The 19,412-nt window shown below is 59.8% G+C and carries 4 protein-coding genes and 1 other RNA gene; all 5 read left to right on the top strand.

The annotated features are described in order from the left end of the window. Nucleotides 1-662: 662 nt before the first annotated feature. Entirely contained in the window at nt 663-13,805 is a 13,143-nt protein-coding gene (locus tag F3J26_RS20485) for a BapA/Bap/LapF family large adhesin (protein ID WP_166995712.1), read from the top strand. 81 nt (nt 13,806-13,886) lie between these two features. Further along, the gene (locus F3J26_RS20480) at nt 13,887-15,293 is read left to right on the top strand and encodes a TolC family outer membrane protein (RefSeq protein WP_166995710.1); all 1,407 of its coding nucleotides are present in this window, start codon (nt 13,887-13,889) and stop codon (nt 15,291-15,293) included. Beyond that, the gene (locus F3J26_RS20475) at nt 15,290-17,497 is read left to right on the top strand and encodes a type I secretion system permease/ATPase (RefSeq protein ID WP_166995709.1); all 2,208 of its coding nucleotides are present in this window, start codon (nt 15,290-15,292) and stop codon (nt 17,495-17,497) included. The genes F3J26_RS20480 and F3J26_RS20475 overlap by 4 nt, the downstream gene beginning before the upstream one ends. Before the next feature lie 7 nt (nt 17,498-17,504). Further along, nucleotides 17,505-18,668, top strand: a complete 1,164-nt coding sequence (locus tag F3J26_RS20470; RefSeq protein ID WP_166879252.1) for an HlyD family type I secretion periplasmic adaptor subunit — start codon at nt 17,505-17,507, stop codon at nt 18,666-18,668. Nucleotides 18,669-18,785: 117 nt separating this feature from the next. Continuing rightward, nucleotides 18,786-19,149, top strand: a transfer-messenger RNA (tmRNA) gene (gene ssrA, locus F3J26_RS20465). Nucleotides 19,150-19,412 lie beyond the last annotated feature (263 nt).

Raw genomic sequence — 19,412 nt, 5'->3', positions numbered from 1 at the left:
GCGACACTAAATAATATATACTATTTTCCTTCAAAATTATCTTCCCCACTGAAAACTACAAATTCATAGATATATAATATTTCCTGCCTCGGCGACCATCTTTATACGCTTCACAAAATAGATAACTTCTTCCATATTTTTCTTCTTTACAAAACAAAATACCCCACCAAAAAAGGCACTATATCCCTTTCAGACTCAGGGATTTTTATGCCTGAAGTCTCAATTCATCCGGGATAATACAAAAGCGCGGCTAAAACTTATCTTAAATCTTTCAATGCAATAAGCACAACGGCACCTGAGATACACCATGGGAACTAGCTTCAGCCATTTGAGTGTTCCCGCTACGTTCATTGGTACTTTAGAGTGACTTACATAGTGTTAAATATGGCTTAATTTGCGCTTTCATTTTTTCCTGTCTATATCATCAATAGTCTCTATTTAATAAACGACGAGCCTATGACCCTGAGAATTAACTAATTTCGATTCCGCACCGGAAACGCCCTGTTTATTAACAATCACTGTCATCAATTTTTTGATACAGGCCTTTTTTCGCCAATACATCGCGAAGGGCCTTTTACACCTAAAAATTTTGCTTTCGGTAATCAACACATTACGCCGGGCAACTGACTACCACCACGTTCATCGCGAATGGAGTGATAACAATGCGTTCAATTTTAATTATCTCTAAATTAACCGGCGTTAAAAACAACGTCGAAGCCTCTGAAATCACCTTAAAAGGCCCTTCAATTGTCGAGCTAAAAATTGAGCGTGAAGAGGTCGCCAGCTACACGCGTTCAGGCCAGGATCTGGTGATCAAACTCCATTCCGGCGAAACCATTACCATCAAAAACTATTACGCCTTTGCCGATCAGGGTGGCAACCAGCTAGTATTGGAAGGCCATGACGGCGTGCTTTGGTGGGTTCAGGATCCAGAAACCGCAGCTCACTATGAGCAAATTGCCAATATTGACGCGATCATGACCGCCACCGGCGCACATGCCGAAGGCGGCGCCCTCTGGCCGTGGGTGCTGGGCGGGCTGGCCGTTGCCGCGGGTGGTGCCATTGCTGCAGCCTCAAGCGGCGGCGGCGGGCACTCTGACAGCGGAACCAACCCAGGCAATCCTGGCAGACCAGACGTTACTCCACCGCCGGCACCTACCGGCCTTGCCGTCTCCGCAGACGGCAGAACCGTTACAGGTAATGCCGAAGCGGGCTCCACGGTCACGGTAAAAGATGCCAGTGGCAACGTTATTGGCACCGGTACTGCTGGTACCGACGGCAGTTTCACCATCACCCTCACCTCGCCACAGATAACAGGCGAAACGCTGACCGTCACGGCAACAGATCCTTCTGGCAACACTGGTCCCGGCGCCACTATTACCTCACCGACTATTCCGCTGCCTGACGAACCTGGCATTACAGGTATCACGAACGATCATCCGAATGCGCCTAACGGCGGCAACGTAGGCAATAACTCACCAACCAATGACAACACGCCAACGCTGAACGGCACCGGTCAGGCCGGTACCACGGTGCATATTTACGACAACGGCGTGCAGATTGGCACCGTTGTGGTCGGCGCCAATGGGACCTGGAGCTTCACGCCAGGCACTGCTTTGGCTGACGGCACCCACTCTTTCACCGTCACGGCGACAAATGAAAGGGGCGAAAGCGCAACCTCTCCGGCCTATACCATCACCATTGACACCGTGCCACCTGCGGCTGCAACCGATCTGGCCGTTAGCCCAGACGGTGATACCCTGACCGGCCATGCTGAAGCAGGATCCACAGTTACGGTAAAAGATGCCAATGGCAACGTGATAGGCACTGGCACGGCTGGCACCGATGGCAGCTTCACTATTACTTTGACCACCCCGCAGATAACCGGCGAAATACTGACCGTCACGGCGACCGATCCCTCAGGTAATAGCAGTCCTGGTGCCACCATTACCGCACCGAATATCCCGCTGCCGGATGAGCCAGCTATCACCGGCGTAATTAACGATAACCCGGGGGCGCCTAACGGCGGCAACGTAGGCAATAACTCCCCAACCAACGACAATACTCCCACGCTGAACGGCACCGGCCAGGCTGGCACGACCATTCACATCTACGATAACGGGGTACAGATTGGGACGGTCGTGGTAGGCGCCGGCGGAACCTGGAGCTTTACCCCGGGTAGCGCGCTGGCCGACGGCTCCCATGTGTTTACTGCCACGGCGAGTAACGAAAGGGGCGAAACCGCCCCATCCCCGGCGTATACCGTCACCATTGACACCGCTCCTCCGGGGCCGGCAACCGGTCTCGCCGTTAGCCCGGATGGGGAAATCGTTACTGGTCATGCAGAAGCGGGCAGCACCATAACCATCAAAGACCCGAACGGCGTAGTCGTCGGGTCAGGTACTGCCGATAACAATGGCAACATCAGCATCACCCTGACCACGCCGCAGGTAGACGGTGAGACACTGACCGTGGTTGTCACCGATCTGGCGGGCAACAACAGTCCTCCGGCCAACGTGACCGCGCCGGACGTACTCCCGCCGGTATTGCCGGTGATTACCGGCGTTCTTGACGACGTCGCGCCAGTCACCGGTAACGTAGGGAATGGGCAGTCAACCAACGACAACACGCCAACCCTGCAGGGGAGTGGACAAGCCGGGGACACCATTCATATCTATGCCAACGGGAGTGAGATCGGTACCACTAAGGTCGGCCTGGACGGCACCTGGAGCTTTACGCCAACCACACCGCTGGTGGATAACGCCTACATTTTCACCGCTATGGCATCTAACGTTCGGGGAGACAGCGGCACGTCAGTCAGCTATACCGTGACTGTAGATACCGCCGCGCCTGCCGAACCGACCGGCCTGCTTGTCAGCGCTAATGGCGACATAGTGACGGGGATTGCCGAGGCAGGCAGCACCGTCACCATCAAAGATGCGAACGGGAACGTGATTGGTGCCGGCACCGCTGCGCCTATTACTGGCGTATTCAGCATCACCCTGACCACGCCGCAGCTTGACGGCAGTCACCTCCAGGTCACGGCTACCGATGCAGCAGGCAACGTCAGCCCGCCGGGAGAAGCCACCGCGCCGTTCTTCCCGCTGCCGACCATCCCTGTGATTACCACCATCATTGATGACGTCCCGCCGATCGTTGGCACCGTACCCAACAATCAGCCAACCAACGATCAGACCCCAACCCTGCAGGGAACAGGCGTCGTCGGCGAGACGATTCATATCTTTGATAATGGCGTAGAGATCGGCACCACCATCGTGCTCGTGGGGGGGATCTGGACCTTTACCCCCGTCGCCAGTCTGCCCGACGGCCCGCATAGCTTCACCGCCACGGCCTCGAATATTCGCGGCGATAGCGGAAGCTCCACGTCCTACACCGTCATTGTCGATACCGTCGTGAATCCGCCGGTACTCGATCAGATCCTCGACACGGTCGGCTCTATCACTGGGCCTATCGGTAACAACGGCATCACTGATGACAGTAAACCTATTTTCAGCGGCACCGGTGAAGCGGGCAGTACGTTAACCATCTTTGATAATGGTATTCCAATTGGTCAGGTCACCGTGGGCAATGACGGTAACTGGAGCTTTACGCCTTCTATCGCCCTGCTTGATGGCCCGCACGCGATTACGCTGCAGCAGACCGACCTCGCGGGCAACATCAGTAGCGTGACCGTCGGCCCAACCTTCACCGTGGACACCCTTCCACCGGTGGCGGTCACCATTGACACCGTGAGCCAGGACGGCACAACCGTGACCGGGACAGGTGAGGCCGGTGATACCGTGAAAGTTGTCGGTCCAAACGGCGTGGTACTGGGTACGGCACAAATTGACCAAACCGGGCACTTCACCCTGACCCTCACCCCGGCCCAAACGCATGGCGGCACGCTGACTGCCCAGGTGCAGGATGCGGCGGGTAACATGGGGCCGGATACCACCTTCCCGGCGTCAAACTCCGGCTTCCCGACCATTCCGGTTCTGGTTTCGGTCACTGACGATGTCGGCCCGATCCAGGGGCCGCTGACGAACGGTCAACCAACGGATGACAACCGCCCAACGCTGAGCGGTACCGCAGAGGTGGGCTCCACCGTTACTGTCTTTGATAACGGCCTGCCTATCGGCATCGCAACAACTGACGCCAGCGGCACGTGGACGTTTACACCGCTGCTCCCGCTGATTGATGGCCCGCACAACTTCACCTTTACTGCCACCAACGGCAGCGGCACCAGCGGAACATCCTCAGGCTTTAGCGTCGTCGTGGATACCACGCCTCCGATACTGCCCACCGGGCTGGCCGTCTCTAACGACGGGACAACGCTCACCGGGACAGCAGAAGCCAACAGCAAGGTCACCATCACAAACGCCAGCGGCACCGTGCTCGGTACGGCCACGGCGGACGGTACCGGCCACTTCAGCGTGACGCTGAACCCACCTCAGCTTAACGGAGAGATCTTAACCGCCAAAGCGACCGACGCGGCGGGTAATACCGGACCAGGAGCCGCTATTCCTGCCCCGGATCACACGCCACCGAATGCCCCAACCGGGCTGGCCGTGAGCGCTGATGGCCTGCATGTGACCGGTACCGCCGAACCGAACAGTACCGTCACCGTCTGGGACGGTAACGGCAATGTGATTGGCGTTGGTATCGCCAGCGGCACGGGCACATTTGATATTTCCCCGCTCACGCCACCGCAGCTAAACGGCCAGACGCTGATGGTCACTGCGACGGACGCCGCGAACAACGTCAGTACGCCTGCCGCCGTCATTGCCCAGGATCATACGCCGCCTGCGCTGCCGACCAACCTCACCTTCAATGAAGACGGCTCGATACTGACCGGTAAAGCCGAGGCTGGCAGCACGGTGAAAGTGACCGACGCGCTGGGCAATCCGTTGGGCCAGGCCGTTGCCGGACCGGATGGCAGCTTTAGCATCACCCTGACAACCCCGCAGGCGAACGGCCAGCTGGTGGAAGTGAACGCCACGGATGCCGCAGGGAATATCGGCCCGAACGCCCCGGTCACCGCCCCGGATATCACCCCACCGAATATGCCGATCATCGGTTCCGTGGTCGACAATGTGCCTGAGCATACCGGTAACCTGAATAACGGCGACCTGACTAACGATGATAAACCGACGATCTCCGGTACGGCTGAAGCTAACTCAACCGTGAAGATCTACGACAACGGGACGCTGATCGGCACGGTCAACGCCAACGGCAGCGGAGCCTGGACCTTTACGCCGACCACCTCTATTGGCCAGGGCCTGCATAGCCTGACGGTGACCGCCACCGATGCCGCAGGCAACGTCAGCCAGCCGAGCGCCGCCTTTAACATCAACGTAGACTCCATCGCCCCTACTGCCCCAACGATTACCCAGGTGTATGACGATGTGGGCACCGTGACCGGGCCGGTCAGCAATAACGGCGCCACCAACGATCCGACGCCAACCCTGAGCGGCAGCGGCGAACCGGGATCTACCATCACGGTTTACGACGGACTGGACGTCCTGGGCACCACCACCGTTAACGGCAACGGCACCTGGACATTTACGCCAACCACGCCGCTGCTGGACGGGCCACATTCCTTTACGGTCACGGCTTCGGATGCCGCAGGTAACGTCACCGCACATTCCCCGGCGTGGGACATCAATCTGATTACTACGCTGCCGGCCACGCCGGTGATTGGCGAAATTCTGGATACCGTCGGGAGCGTCACCGGGCCAGTCCTGCCGGGCACCTCTACCGACGATACCAAACCGGTTATCAGCGGCACCGCCGGGGCTAACGCAGTCGTGAATATTTACGATGGCAACACGCTGATCGGCACCGTGACGGCAAACGGCAGCGGCGCATGGACGTTTACGCCAACCCAGCCGCTAAGCGAAGGTTCGCACACCATCAATGTGTACGTGACCGATGCCGCCGGGAATACCAGTAATGCCGCAACCCAGATTGTTATTATCGACACGACTCCGCCGGGAGCGCCTTCCATCGACGGGGCGCTGGGTAACGTCGCAAACACGCAGACTCCGCTGATTAACGGCGGCAGTACCCAAAGTACGGAACCCGTGTTCTCAGGCAAAGGCGAAATTGGGGCCACTATTACCCTGTACGTCGACGGGGGGACAACGCCAATTGGCACGGCCACCGTAGACGCGACCGGGAGCTGGACAATCACCCCAACCTCACCGCTGGGCATCGGGACGCACGTGTTCACTACCGTGGCAACGGATCCGGCGGGCAACACGGGGATGCCTTCTTCTGGCTTCACGCTCTCGGTTTACGCGACGCCTCCGGCTCAGCCAGCGGCACCAGTCGTGACCGATAATGTGCCTCCGGTGGTCGGTCCCGTCGCTCCTGGCGGCAGTACCAATGACACCACGCCAACCTTTAGCGGGACCGGCATCGCGGGCTCAACCATCAACGTCTACAACAACGGGAACGACCTGATTGGCACCGCCACCGTGCGCTCCGACGGGACCTGGAGCGTGACCCCGTCAACGCCGTTTACCGAAACGACCTATAACATTACCGTCCAGGTGACCGATCCGGCGGGCAACATCAGCCTGCCGTCAGCCCCGATCGCGATCACCGTAGACACAACGCCGCCGGCGGCACCGACTATCGGTACCGTAGATGACGGCGTGGGTCCGGTGACCGGGCCAATTACCAACGGCATTACCGATGACACGAAGCCGGTGTTCCACGGCACGGGTGAAATCGGCGCGACCGTCACGCTTTACAACGGCAGCACGGCGATAGGCTCTGCGGTAGTGGATGGCTCGGGTAACTGGACCATTACGCCGAATACCGCGCTCAACAACGGCGTGAATACCATCACCGCCGAACAAACCGATAAAGCCGGGAACGTCAGCGGGCCATCCACCGATTATGTACTGACCGTCGATACCGTGCCGCTTACCGCGCCGGTCGTCGTGGAAATCATTGATAACGTTGGCCCGATCCAGACCCCGCTGGTCAACGGCAGCTTCACCGATGACACCACGCCAACCTTTACCGGTACCGGCAAAGTCGGCAGTACAATTACGCTGTACGACACCAATGGCACCACGATTCTGGGTACCGGTGTCGTGGCCGCCAATGGCACATGGAGTATCACCACTTCCGTGCTGCCGGAAGGTGCACACAGCATTACCATCAAAGCGGTGGATGACGTAGGCAACAGCGTGGGGCCTTCTGCGCCGATTGTGATTAACGTCGATACCACTCCGCCACCAAACCCTGTGGTGCTGCCGATCACCGACCCTACCGGTACGCTTGTAGCCGGTACCGCTGAACCGGGGGCAACGGTTATCATCAAAGACTCCAGCGGCAACGTGCTGGGCACCGGCGTGGCTGACCCGATTTTGGGTACCTGGACCGTTACGATGTCCCCGGCTCAAACCACCGGCGCAACCCTGACGGCTATTGCTCAGGATCCAGCGGGTAACCAAAGCGCGGGCATTAACTTCACCGCAACCAACTCCATCCTGCCGCATCCGCCAACCATCGATCTGGTAGACGATAACGTGGGCGCCATAACCGGTAACGTCGGCAACGGGAAATCGACCGATGATACTTTACCTACCCTGAGTGGTTCTGGTGCCTCCACGGGCGGGGTCGTGCATGTTTACATTGATGGCGTGCTGTTCACTTCTGTGCCCGTCGGCGCCGGCGGCACATGGACGTATCAGCTCACCACCCCGCTGACTCAAGGCCCGCATACCTTTGCCGTCAGCCAGACCGTCGGTCTTGAGACGAGCGGCCTGTCTCCGCTCTACACCATCATTGTCGACACCACGCCACCAGCCCAGCCGGTGATTGTCTCCGTGGTAGACGATGTAGTAGGCGGCGTAGTCGGGCCGTTGACCAATGGCCAGGCCACGAACGACCCAACGCCAACCCTGAGCGGCACGGCGGAAGCTGGCAGCACGGTGAACATTCTCGATAACGGCACCATCATCGGTACCGTCACCGCGAATGCCCTCGGCATCTGGACCTTTACGCCAGGCACTAACCTTGGCGAGGGTTCTCACACCCTGACCGTCACGGCGACAGACGCCGCCGGGAACGTCAGCCTGCCGTCTACCGGCTTTGTGGTGAACGTCGATACGCTGGCCCCGGCCGCCCCGCTGGTCGTCTCCGTCACCAACGACATCACTTCCCAGCCGATAACGTCCGGCCAGCCGACTAACGACAATACGCCAACCTTCAGCGGTACAGCCGAGGCCGGGACCACGCTGACCTTCAAGGACGGAAACGTGGTGATCGGCACCGTAACGGTACCGGTGGGTGGGAACTGGAGCTTTACCCCAACGGTTCCGCTACTGGATGGCAGCCATAACATCACCGTGACCGCCACGGATGCGGCAGGCAACGTCAGCGGCCCAAGCACAGGGTTCAACGTGGTGGTCGATACCGTGCCGCCTGTAGTGCCTGTCATCCTTTCGGTCATCGACGACCAGACTCAGCCGGGCACTAACCTGCCGCTGATCAACGGCCAGTTGACGAAGGACACTCAGCCAACCCTGAGCGGCACGGCGGAAGCCAACGCCACCATCACGGTGAAAGATGGCAATAACGTGCTGGGAACCACCCAGGCGGATGCGCTGGGCGCCTGGACATTCACCCCGTCTGCACCGCTGGGCCAGGGGACACACACCCTGAACGTCACGGCGACGGATGCCGCTGGTAACGTGAGTAACGCGGCTTCGTTTGGCGTGAATATTGACTCTGTCGCCCCGAACCCACCGGTGATCGTCACCGTGCTGGACAATACCGCGCCGGTGCTGGGGCCAATCACCAACGGCCAGGCCACCAACGAAACCCGCCCTTCTCTGAGCGGGACGGCGGAAGCCGGTGCCATTATTAAAGTTTACAGCGATGGCAACCTGATCGGCACCACCCTTGCCAACGGCTCTGGCGCGTGGACGCTGACCCCTGTGGCCGCGCTCGGCAACGGGGCGCATACCTTAACCGTGACCGCGACCGATGCGGCTGGCAACGTCAGTAATCCGTCGAACGGCTTCTCGTTGACCGTCGACACCATTGCGCCGAACGCGCCGGTCATCAGCACCGTGGCGGATGCCGTCGGCCCAATCGTCGGCAACTTGTCTAACGGCCAGGTCACCGACGACACCCGTCCGGTGCTGACCGGTACCGCTGAGGGCAATGCTACCGTCAGCGTGTACGACAACGGCGTTCTGCTTGGCACCGTCCAGGCTGATGCGGGCGGAGCCTGGACCTTCAGGCCATCCACGCCGTTGATTAACGGTGGCCATGCGCTGACCGTGACCGCGACAGACGCTGCGGGCAACGTCAGCCTGCCGTCAACACCGTTTAACGTGGTGGTGGATACCATTGCGCCGACTCAGCCGATTGTGGTTCAGGCCTTCGATGACGTTGGTCCGGTTCAGGGGCCATTGGTGAGCGGACAGACAACGGACGACACTCAGCCAGCCCTCAGCGGGACAGCGGAAGCTAACTCCACCATTAATATTTACGATAATGGCAACCTGATTGGCACCGTAACGACCAGTGCCCTGGGAGCATGGACCTTCACGCCTGGGACCGCGCTGCCTCTCGGCCAGCACGTATTCACCGTCACCGCGACCGATGCGGCAGGCAACACCAGCGTACCTTCGGCTGGCTTTACCCTGACCATCGCCAGCGGCGTGTCGAATACGCCGGTGCTGACCTCTGTGGTGGACGACGTCGCCGGTGGCACGGTCGGGCCATTAACCAGCGGCCAGGCCACTAACGATGCACGCCCAACCCTGAACGGAACGGCAGATGCCAACAGCACCATCAAGATTTACGATGGCGGCAACCTGATTGGCACCGTGTCGGCTAACGCCCTGGGCGTTTGGGTCTTTACCCCGCCGACCGCACTGGCAAACGGCTCGCATACCTTTACTATCACCGCGACCAACGGTGCGGGCGTAGTCAGTAGCCCAACGGCAGGCTTCACCATCGTGGTGGATACCGTGGCGCCTAACCAGCCTGCGATAACCTCTGTGGTAGATGATGTCGGCCCGATCACTGGCCCGGTAGGCAACAACCAGCCAACGGACGATACGCGCCCAACCCTGAACGGGACCGCCGAAGCCAACGCCACGGTCAATATCTTTGATAACGGCGTGCTGCTGGGTACCACAACGGCAAACGGCAGCGGCGTCTGGACGTTCACGCCAACGCTGCCTCTGCTTCAGGGCAACCACTCGTTCACCGTCACCGCAACGGATGCGGCGGGTAACGTCAGCGTTCCGTCCGTACCAGCCGGTATTATTGTCGATACCGTCCCGCCGCTGGCGCCAACAGGTCTGACGGTCAACGCCACTGGTACAGTTGTTACCGGCGTTGCGGAAGCCAACAGCAAAGTAACCGTTACCTCGGCGACGGGCACCGTTCTGGGTACGGCTCAGGCTGACGGCAACGGGAACTTCAGCATTACGCTCTCCCCTGCGCAAACCAGCGCCCAGCCGCTGCTGGCCTTCGCTCAGGATGCCGCCGGGAACATCGGCGTTTCCGCCAGCTTCACCGCACCGTTTACCGGTGTGCCAGGGCTGCCGGTGATCACCAGCATCGTGGACGATGTTCTGCCGAAAACCGGCGTGGTGGGCAACGGGCAGAGCACCAATGACACCCAGCCGACGATCAACGGCACCGCCGAAGCCAACGCCACCGTCAAGATATACGACAACGGGGCGCTGCTGGGGACGGTTACTGCCAACGCAAGCGGCATCTGGACGTTCACCCCAACCGGTGCGTTGGGGGATGGCGTACATGCCTTTACCGCCACGGCAACCAACGCCAACGGGACAGGCGGGGCCTCTCTGCCAACCTCGGTGATTGTCGATACCATCCCGCCATTGATCCCTACCGGGGTTATCAGCGCCGACGGGTCAACGATCACCGGCGTGGCGGAAGCGAACAGCACCGTGACAGTGACGCTGCCGGGCGGGATCACCGTCACCGGCACGGCGAATGCTTCCGGCGCGTTCAGCATCACCCTGCCAACTCGCCAGATTGAAGGGCAGTCGCTGTCGATATCAGCCGCCGATGCGGCCGGGAACGTCTCACCGTCGCTCTCGATCACCGCGCCGATTCTGCCACTTTCGGCCAGCAGCAACGTGGTCGATTTGGCACTCACCACCGATGCCACTATCACCACCGAGCACTACAGCGGCTACGGTAACCTGCTGATTGGCGCCTTGGGCAACGTGGCTTCGGTGTTGGGCAGCAATACCGCCCAGGTCGGCTTCACCATTGGCAGCGGGGCGACAGGGAATATCACCATTAACGCCGCCGCCACCGGGGTAGTACTGTCCCTGCTGAACACGCTGGAAATCGCGATCCAGAAATATAACCCAGGCACCAACTCGTGGACGACGGTTGTCGACTCATCCTTGCCGCAGTTCCTGAACCTGCTGACGTTGGGAGCCACGGGCGTGACGCTGAACCTCGAAGGTCTGGGTGAAGGGCAATACCGCGTCCTGGGCTATAACACCAGCCTGCTGGCAACGGGGGCGGCTACTAACCTCGCGGTCACCGTCGAGCAAACCAGCGCAGGCGTGGTCAGCGGTACCACCAGCTCTAGCGGGAACGTTATTACCGATCCAGGTCCTGGCGGGGCAGTCGATAACGCCCCTACCGGCACGGTGGTCACGGCGATCACCGACGGCCAGGGCGTGACGCACACCGTGGGCGCAGGCGGACTGGATGTTCAGGGCAAATACGGCACCCTGCATATCAACCAGGACGGCAGCTATACCTACACCTTAACCAACACCGCGGCTTCAGTACTGGGCAGCACGGAAAACTTCACCTACACCATTACTCAAAACGGCATCAGCGACTCTGCACAGCTGATTGTCACCCTGGGCAACGGCGCACCGGCCAGCACGGTCACCGCCACGGATAACACCGGTTCGCTGACCTTCGGCACCGATGTTGTCGCCGTTGACCACGGGGCTTCACAGCAAACGGGTCTGTCGGTGCTGAGCGTCGGTCTGGGGAATGTGGTCAACCTCAACCTGCTGGCTAACATGAGTAACCCGATCCTGTTTGATGTCGCGGACGGATCGACCCGCACCATGACGCTGCAGGCGAGCGTCGGCGGGGTAGCGCTGCTCTCCACCTTTGACCTGTACATCTACAAGTTCAACGCGGCGACTCAGCAGTACGAGCAGTTCCAGGTGCAGAAAACCTGGCTGACGGCTCCGCTGTTGGGCGGCACCTCGGGCCAGTTGACCGTGACGTTGGGCGGCGGGGACTACCTGTTCCTGCTGATGAACGCGAGTGGCGTATCGCTGCTGACCAGCTACACGCTGAATATCCTGCAGGATCACACCTACGCGGTCGACAGTCTGGCGGCATCAACCACCGGGAACGTGATGCAGGATGATATCGCCCCGGCAGGCAGTCTGCTGACGGCGGTGAACGGCGTGTCTGTCTCGGCGACCGGCACCACCACTATCGTCGGCAAGTTCGGGACGTTGACTATTGATGCCCACGGCAACTACACCTATACGCTGAACAGCGGCCAGGGTGCCGACAGCATCAATACGCCAGACAGCTTCGTGTACACCGTCACCGCGCCAAACGGTGATACCGGTACCGCGTCGCTGAACATCACCTCCACGCCGCATATCGTGGATGCCGTGAACGACGTCAGCTCGATTATGGCCATCACGTCGACGCAGAACACCGCGGCTTACGCGAGCGCTACGGTCGGTCAAACCTCCTGGAACACGGCGCTGCTGGCCTCTACCCACGGCAACGGCAGCGGTACCTTCACCATTGCGGATAACACCGTGCTTAGCGGGGCCAATATTGTGTTCAAAGTGGCTTCCGGTCTGGTATTGGGTGGACTGTCAGTCAGCTGGACGCTGAGCGACGGGCTGGGTCACACCTATACCGGCACCTTTAGCGGCAGCGCCCTGCTGGGCGGCACGGCAACCATTCCAGTCACCGATCTGCATTCAGGCACCTGGACGCTGAGCTACGTCGGGAACATGGGGCCACTGGGACTGGGTACCATCACCATCACGCCGAACATCACCGGGACCTCGAACCTGCTGGATAGCTTCACGGCGCAAAGTACCGTCGTACACGGCAACCTGTATGACGGCACCGACTCCGCCGGCGCGGCTGACCAGCTCGGCAGCGTGCATACGCTGATGACAATTACCGGCGCCAACGGCAGCTCGGCCACGCTGAACCCGATGACCAACAGCGACGCGGTGGCAACGATTCAGGGCCAGTACGGCACCCTGACTATCGATGTCGGTGGGAACTACACCTACACCCTGAACGCGGGTGTGGCACCGGGCTCCATCACCAATAAAGAGGTCTTTACCTACATCCTGAACGATCAGAACGGGCATTCAGACTCCGCCACGTTGACCATCAACATGAACCCGCAGTTCGTCAGTACTGCCTACGGGGACATCATCAACGGTTCTTCGGCCTACGCCGATACGCTGGTGTACCACGTCCTTGCCGGTGGGGCGAACGACGGTACCGGCGGCAATGGATCGGACGTCTGGAACAACTTCTCGCTCGCGCAGGGGGACCAGATCAACATTCACGACCTGCTGGTCGGCTGGAACGGGCAGACCTCAACGTTGGGTAACTACCTGAGCGTGGCTACCGTCGGCAACAACACGGTCATCTCCATCGACCGTGACGGCACCGCCGGCGCATTCCACTCAACCACTCTTGTCACTTTGGAGAACGTGCACACCACACTCGATGAGCTGATCCAGAATAACCACATTGTTGCCTGATAGTTGTAGCGAAAAATCCCCGGGCGCACAGACGCCCGGGGAATAAGACAAAAACGCAGTGCCATTTATTAGGGAAAAAATATGGGAAAATTACAGCCTGTTGCGTTATGGCTGGCTTGCGGTCTGTTTTCACTCCAGGCCTCGGCCGACGACACGCCTGTTTCTATTACGACTCAGGGTCTGGCTCAACAACAAGAGCTGCCCTCACTCGACGGCCCAACCGCCCTCCCGCTCAATGCCCCTGCGCCCGGAATCTTAACGCTTAACGACGCGGTCAACCGCTCTGTGACCTGGCACCCCAGTATTCGTGAAGCTATCGGCAAACTTTACGGCCAGTCCGAACAGATCAACGTCGCCAAATCTAAGTACTACCCGCAGATCAGCGCCGGGATGAACAACGGCTACACCAATACTTACACCAACAGCGGCTACAGCCCGTCGCTGGTGCTTTCTCTGTCCCAGATGCTCTATGACTTCGGCAAAGTCGCAAGCCAGGTCCGTGCGGAAACCGCAGGGGAAGCCCAGGCCCAGGCCAACGTGCTGGTGAGCATTGACACCGTCGGGCACGACACCGCCTCGGCGATGGTGCAGGTGCAGCTCTGGCAGCAAATGGTCGACATCGCCAAAGAACAGCTGGACGCGCTGACCGCCATTGGCCGCCTGACTCAGGAGCGGAACGACCAGGGCGCAACCTCGATGTCCGACGTGGTGCAAACCGACGCGCGTATCGAATCCGCCCGCTCGCAGCTGATCCAGTACGAATCCAACCTCGACAGCACCCAGGCGACGCTGATGAGTCAGCTTGGCTGGACCAGCCTCAACAAAGTCAGCCCTGATTTTCCGCAGAAGCTGAATAACAGCTGTAACGTGGCGAAGCCGGACGACCGCCTGGTGCCCGCTGTCCTTGCCGCCTGGGCGCAGGCCAACGTGGCGCAGGCTAACCTCGACTACGCCAACTCGCAGATGACGCCGACCATCTCGCTGGAGCCGTCCGTGCAGCACTACCTGAACAACAACTATTCCGGCAGCGAAGTACTGAACCGCACGCAATACTCGGCGTATATCCGCGTCGAAATGCCGATTTACCAGGGCGGTGGCCTGACGGCACGCCGCAACGCCGCCAGCCATGCGCTGGAAGCGGCGCAGTCCGGTATCGACCGGGTTCGCCTGGACGTGCGCCAGAAGCTGCTGGAATCCCGCAGCCAGGCCATTAGCCTCGCCAGCGCGCTCCAGGTGCTGCAGCGTCAGGAACAGCTGAGCGCCCGCACCCGCGAGTTGTACCAACAGCAGTATCTCGACCTGGGCTCCCGCCCGCTGCTGGACGTGCTCAACGCCGAGCAGGAAGTCTTCCAGGCGCGCTTCGCCCAACAACAAACGCTGAGCCAGCTCCATCAACTGCAGCTTAACTGCCTGTATAACACCGGCAAATTACGCACCGCATTTGGTCTGGAACACCGCAACATCCAGTCCCTGGAGATTCAGCCATGAGCCAGACAGCCTCTCCCAATGAGGAGTTTTTAAGCGAACAGGCCCTGACCCAATGGGCCCACGCCATCAGTCACGTCGCCGGGCACTACCGCGTGGTTTGCTCCCCCGGCACCATTCAGGCCAACGCCCCGTGGTTCAAGGACAAAACTAAAGTCGCCGCGCTGACCCAGCTTTCGCGCCAGGCCGGGCTGTCCTTCCATATGCTCGGCAACACCGAAAAAGCGATATCCCAGTGGCGGCTGCCGGTGGTGGTGGACTTAGCCAACGGCCAGATCGCGGTGATCGAGCAGTTTGACGGCGAAGACACCGTGGATATCTGCTACTTCGACGACGAACGCCACACCAACCGCCAGTCGCTCAGCAAGCTGCTGCCGGAGATCCGCTTTGTGGCCGCCCTCCGCCCGCTCTCGGCGCTGAAAGACAGCCGCGTCGACGCCTATATCTCTCGCTTCAGCCCTGACTGGATGAAAGAGCTGATCATGCTGGATATTCGCCCTTACGGCCCGGTGATGCTGGCAGCTTTTTGGGTGAACGTGCTGTCGCTGGCCGGGATCCTGTTCTCGATGCAGGTGTACGACCGGGTGATCCCCGCCCAGTCATACCCGACGCTGTACGTGCTGGCGACCGGGGTGCTGATCGCCGTGGTGTTCGGCTTCATCCTGAAGGTCACGCGCAGCAACATCATGGACGTGCTGGGCAAGCGGGCCGATATGCGTATTTCGGATCGCGTCTTTAGCCACGCCCTGAGGCTGCGCAACAGCGCCGTGCCCCGCTCCACCGGCAGCTTTATTTCTCAGCTGCGCGAGCTGGAGCAAATCCGCGAGATGATCACTTCCTCGACCATCTCGACGATCGTCGATCTGCCGTTCTTTATCTTGTTTGTTGGGGTGCTGGCGATCATCGCCCCGCAGCTGGCGTGGATCGCTCCGGTCGCCGCCATCGTGATGGTGCTGCCTGGCCTGCTGCTGCAGAAAAAGCTCGCCACGCTGGCCAACCAGGCCGCCCACGAATCCACCCTGCGCAACGCCGTGCTGGTGGAAAGCGTGCAGGGGCTGGAGGACATCAAGCTGATGCAGGCGGAAAACCGCTTCCTCCAGCAGTGGAACAGCTACATCCGCATTACCGCCGAGTCTGGCCTGAAAACCCGCGAACTGACCCAGGGCTTAATCAGCTGGGGGATCACCATCCAGAGCCTGGTGTTTGTGGTGGTGGTGCTGTTCGGTGCCCCGCTGGTGATTGAAGGTGAAATGACCACCGGGGCCATGGTCGCCGCCTCCATGCTGGCCTCAAGGATGATTGCCCCGATGGCCAACCTGTGCGGCGTGCTCGCCCGCTGGCAGCAGGTCAAAGCCGCCAAACAGGGGCTGGACAGCATCATGCAGCTGCCGGTGGAAACCCAGCGCGATGAAAACCTCATCCACAAGGACATCCTCCACGGCCACTACCTGTTTGAAAGCGCCCAGTTCAAATACCACAGCGAAGATCCGCGCATTCCGCTGCGCATTGCCCGCCTTGAGATCCAGCGCGGCGAGCGCATTGCCGTGCTCGGGCGCAACGGCGCGGGGAAATCCACGCTGCTGCAGGCGCTTGCCGGTGGGGTCGATCTCGCCAGCGGCGAAGCCCGGCTCGACGATCTCGCGATGTCGCAAATCGACATGGCGGATCTGCGCCGCAACATCGGCTTCCTGAGCCAGAACGCACGGCTGTTCTACGGCACGCTGCGGGAAAACCTTACCCTCGGTGCGCCGCACGCCAGCGACGAGGCTATCTTCGAGGCGCTGGACGTGAGCGGCGCGAGCAACTTTGTGAAGCACCTGCCCAAAGGCCTGGATCACCCGATCATGGAAGGCGGCAGCGGGCTTTCCGGCGGGCAGCGTCAGTCGATCCTGCTGGCGCGGATGCTGTTGCGCTCGCCCAACATCGTGCTGCTCGATGAGCCCACCGCCTCACTGGACGACCATACCGAACGGGAATTTATTCAGCGGCTGAATCAGTGGCTCGGCCACCGCACGCTGGTCGTCGCCACCCACCGCGTGCCGGTGCTCGAACTGGTCGAACGCGTGCTGGTGCTGAAAGACGGCCAGCTGGTAATGGATGCACCGAAGGCGCAGGCGCTCGGCGCCGCAAGACCGGCACAGGCTCAGGCCCCGGCCGCCGCCCAGACACCACCGCGGGAGTGGAACAATGAAAACCAGTCAGCATGACGTCACCATGGATGACCCGGACATCCAGCGCGAAAGCGAGTTTTCCGGGGCGAGCCGCATTATCCTGCTCATCACGCTGCTGTTTGCTCTGTTCGGCGTCTGGGCGTGGTTCGGCACGCTGGACGAAGTCTCCACCGGCACCGGGAAAGTAGTGCCGAGTTCCCGCGAGCAGATTTTGCAGTCGCTGGACGGCGGGATAGTCACCGAGCTGCTGGTGCACGAGGGCGATAAAGTGCAGGCCGGGCAAATCGTCGCCCGCCTCGACCCGACCCGCTCCGAGTCTAACGTCGGCGAAAGCACGGCTCGTTACCGCGCCTCTCTGGCCTCCAGCGCAAGGCTTTACGCCGAAGTGAACGATCAGCCGCTGAAATTCCCGGACTCGCTCAAAGCCTTCCCGGACCTGATCGCCTCCGAAACCCGGCTGTATAAAACCCGCCGGGCACAGCTGAACGACTCCGAAGCCGAGCTGCGGGACGCGCTGACGTCGGTCAACAAAGAGCTGGATATCACCCAGCGACTGGTGAAAAGTGGCGCGGCGAGCCATGTGGAAGTGCTGCGCCTGCAGCGGCAGAAAAGCGACCTGGGCTTAAGGATCACCGACCTGCGCTCGCAGTATTACGTGCAGGCGCGCGAGGCGCTGTCGAAGGCCAATGCCGAAGTGGACATGCTGGACGCCATTATCAAAGGCCGTGAGGATTCGGTGAACCGCATGACCGTGCGCTCGCCGGTGCGCGGCATCGTGAAGAACATTCAGGTCACCACCATCGGCGGCGTTATTCCGCCGAACGGCGAGATGATGGAGATTGTACCGGTGGACGATCACCTGCTGATTGAGGCCCGGCTCTCCCCGCGCGACATCGCCTTTATCCATCCCGGCCAGCGCGCACTGGTGAAAATCACCGCCTACGATTACGCCATTTACGGCGGGCTGGAAGGCACCGTGGAAACCATCTCCCCGGACACCATTCAGGACAAGGTGAAGCCGGAAATCGTCTACTACCGGGTGTTTATCCGCACCAACCAGGACTACCTGGTGAACAAAGTCGGCCACCATTTCTCTATCTCACCGGGGATGGTGGCGACCGTGGATATTAAAACCGGGCAGAAAACCATCGTTGAGTACCTGATTAAGCCGTTCAACCGCGCCCGCGAGGCGCTACGCGAACGTTAATTGACCGCCTATCCCGCTGGTGCTGAAGGAATTTTGTACGAATGGCACTCAGCGGGATTTCTCTTTAGACGGCTGGTCACGCGCGTAATAAATCTGTTATACTCGCCGGTACACATTGGGGCTGATTCTGGATTCGACGGGATTTGCGAAACCCAAGGTGCATGCCGAGGGGCGGTTGGCCTCGTAAAAAGCCGCAAAAAAATAGTCGCAAACGACGAAAACTACGCTTTAGCAGCTTAATAACCTGCTCTGAGCCCTCTCTCCCTAGCTTCCGCTCTTAAGACGGGGATCAAAGAGAGGTCAAACCCAAAAGAGATCGTGTGGATGCCTTGCCTGGGGTTGAAGCATTAAAACTAATCAGGATAGTCTGGTAATGGCGTGTCTGTCCGCAGTTGCCCGGCGAATGTAAAGACTGACTAAGCATGTAGTACCGAGGATGTAGAAATTTCGGACGCGGGTTCAACTCCCGCCAGCTCCACCAAATCATGATCCGGATACGTCCGGTGAAGTACAGAAAGCCCGCATGGCACAAGCACTGCGGGCTTTTTTGTGCCTTGAATTTGTCCCGCGAAGTCCGAAGAGAACTAATTAAATCCGAACCTTTTAGGCACCTTGTTAGGCACCTCATAAAGCTTTACTGTTTTGAGGTGCCTAAAACTATGGAAACCCGGCAATGGCAAGACATATGAGATATCTATATGCGCAAGGCCTACTTGGTCTCGATATTTAAAATAACGATAAAAA

The sequence above is a fragment of the Enterobacter sp. Ap-867 genome (assembly GCF_011752855.1).
GTDB lineage: Bacteria > Pseudomonadota > Gammaproteobacteria > Enterobacterales > Enterobacteriaceae > Cedecea.
The sequence above is the reverse complement of the archived record's forward strand: the minus strand, read 5'-3'. Positions and strand labels throughout refer to the sequence as shown.

What these genes read in the sequence shown, in the direction of transcription:
- F3J26_RS20480 (WP_166995710.1), top strand. Translation starts at nt 13,887, where the DNA reads ATGGGAAAATTACAGCCTGTTGCGTTATGGCTGGCTTGCGGTCTGTTT.
- F3J26_RS20485 (WP_166995712.1), top strand. Translation starts at nt 663, where the DNA reads ATGCGTTCAATTTTAATTATCTCTAAATTAACCGGCGTTAAAAACAAC.
- F3J26_RS20475 (WP_166995709.1), top strand. Translation starts at nt 15,290, where the DNA reads ATGAGCCAGACAGCCTCTCCCAATGAGGAGTTTTTAAGCGAACAGGCC.
- F3J26_RS20470 (WP_166879252.1), top strand. Translation starts at nt 17,505, where the DNA reads ATGGATGACCCGGACATCCAGCGCGAAAGCGAGTTTTCCGGGGCGAGC.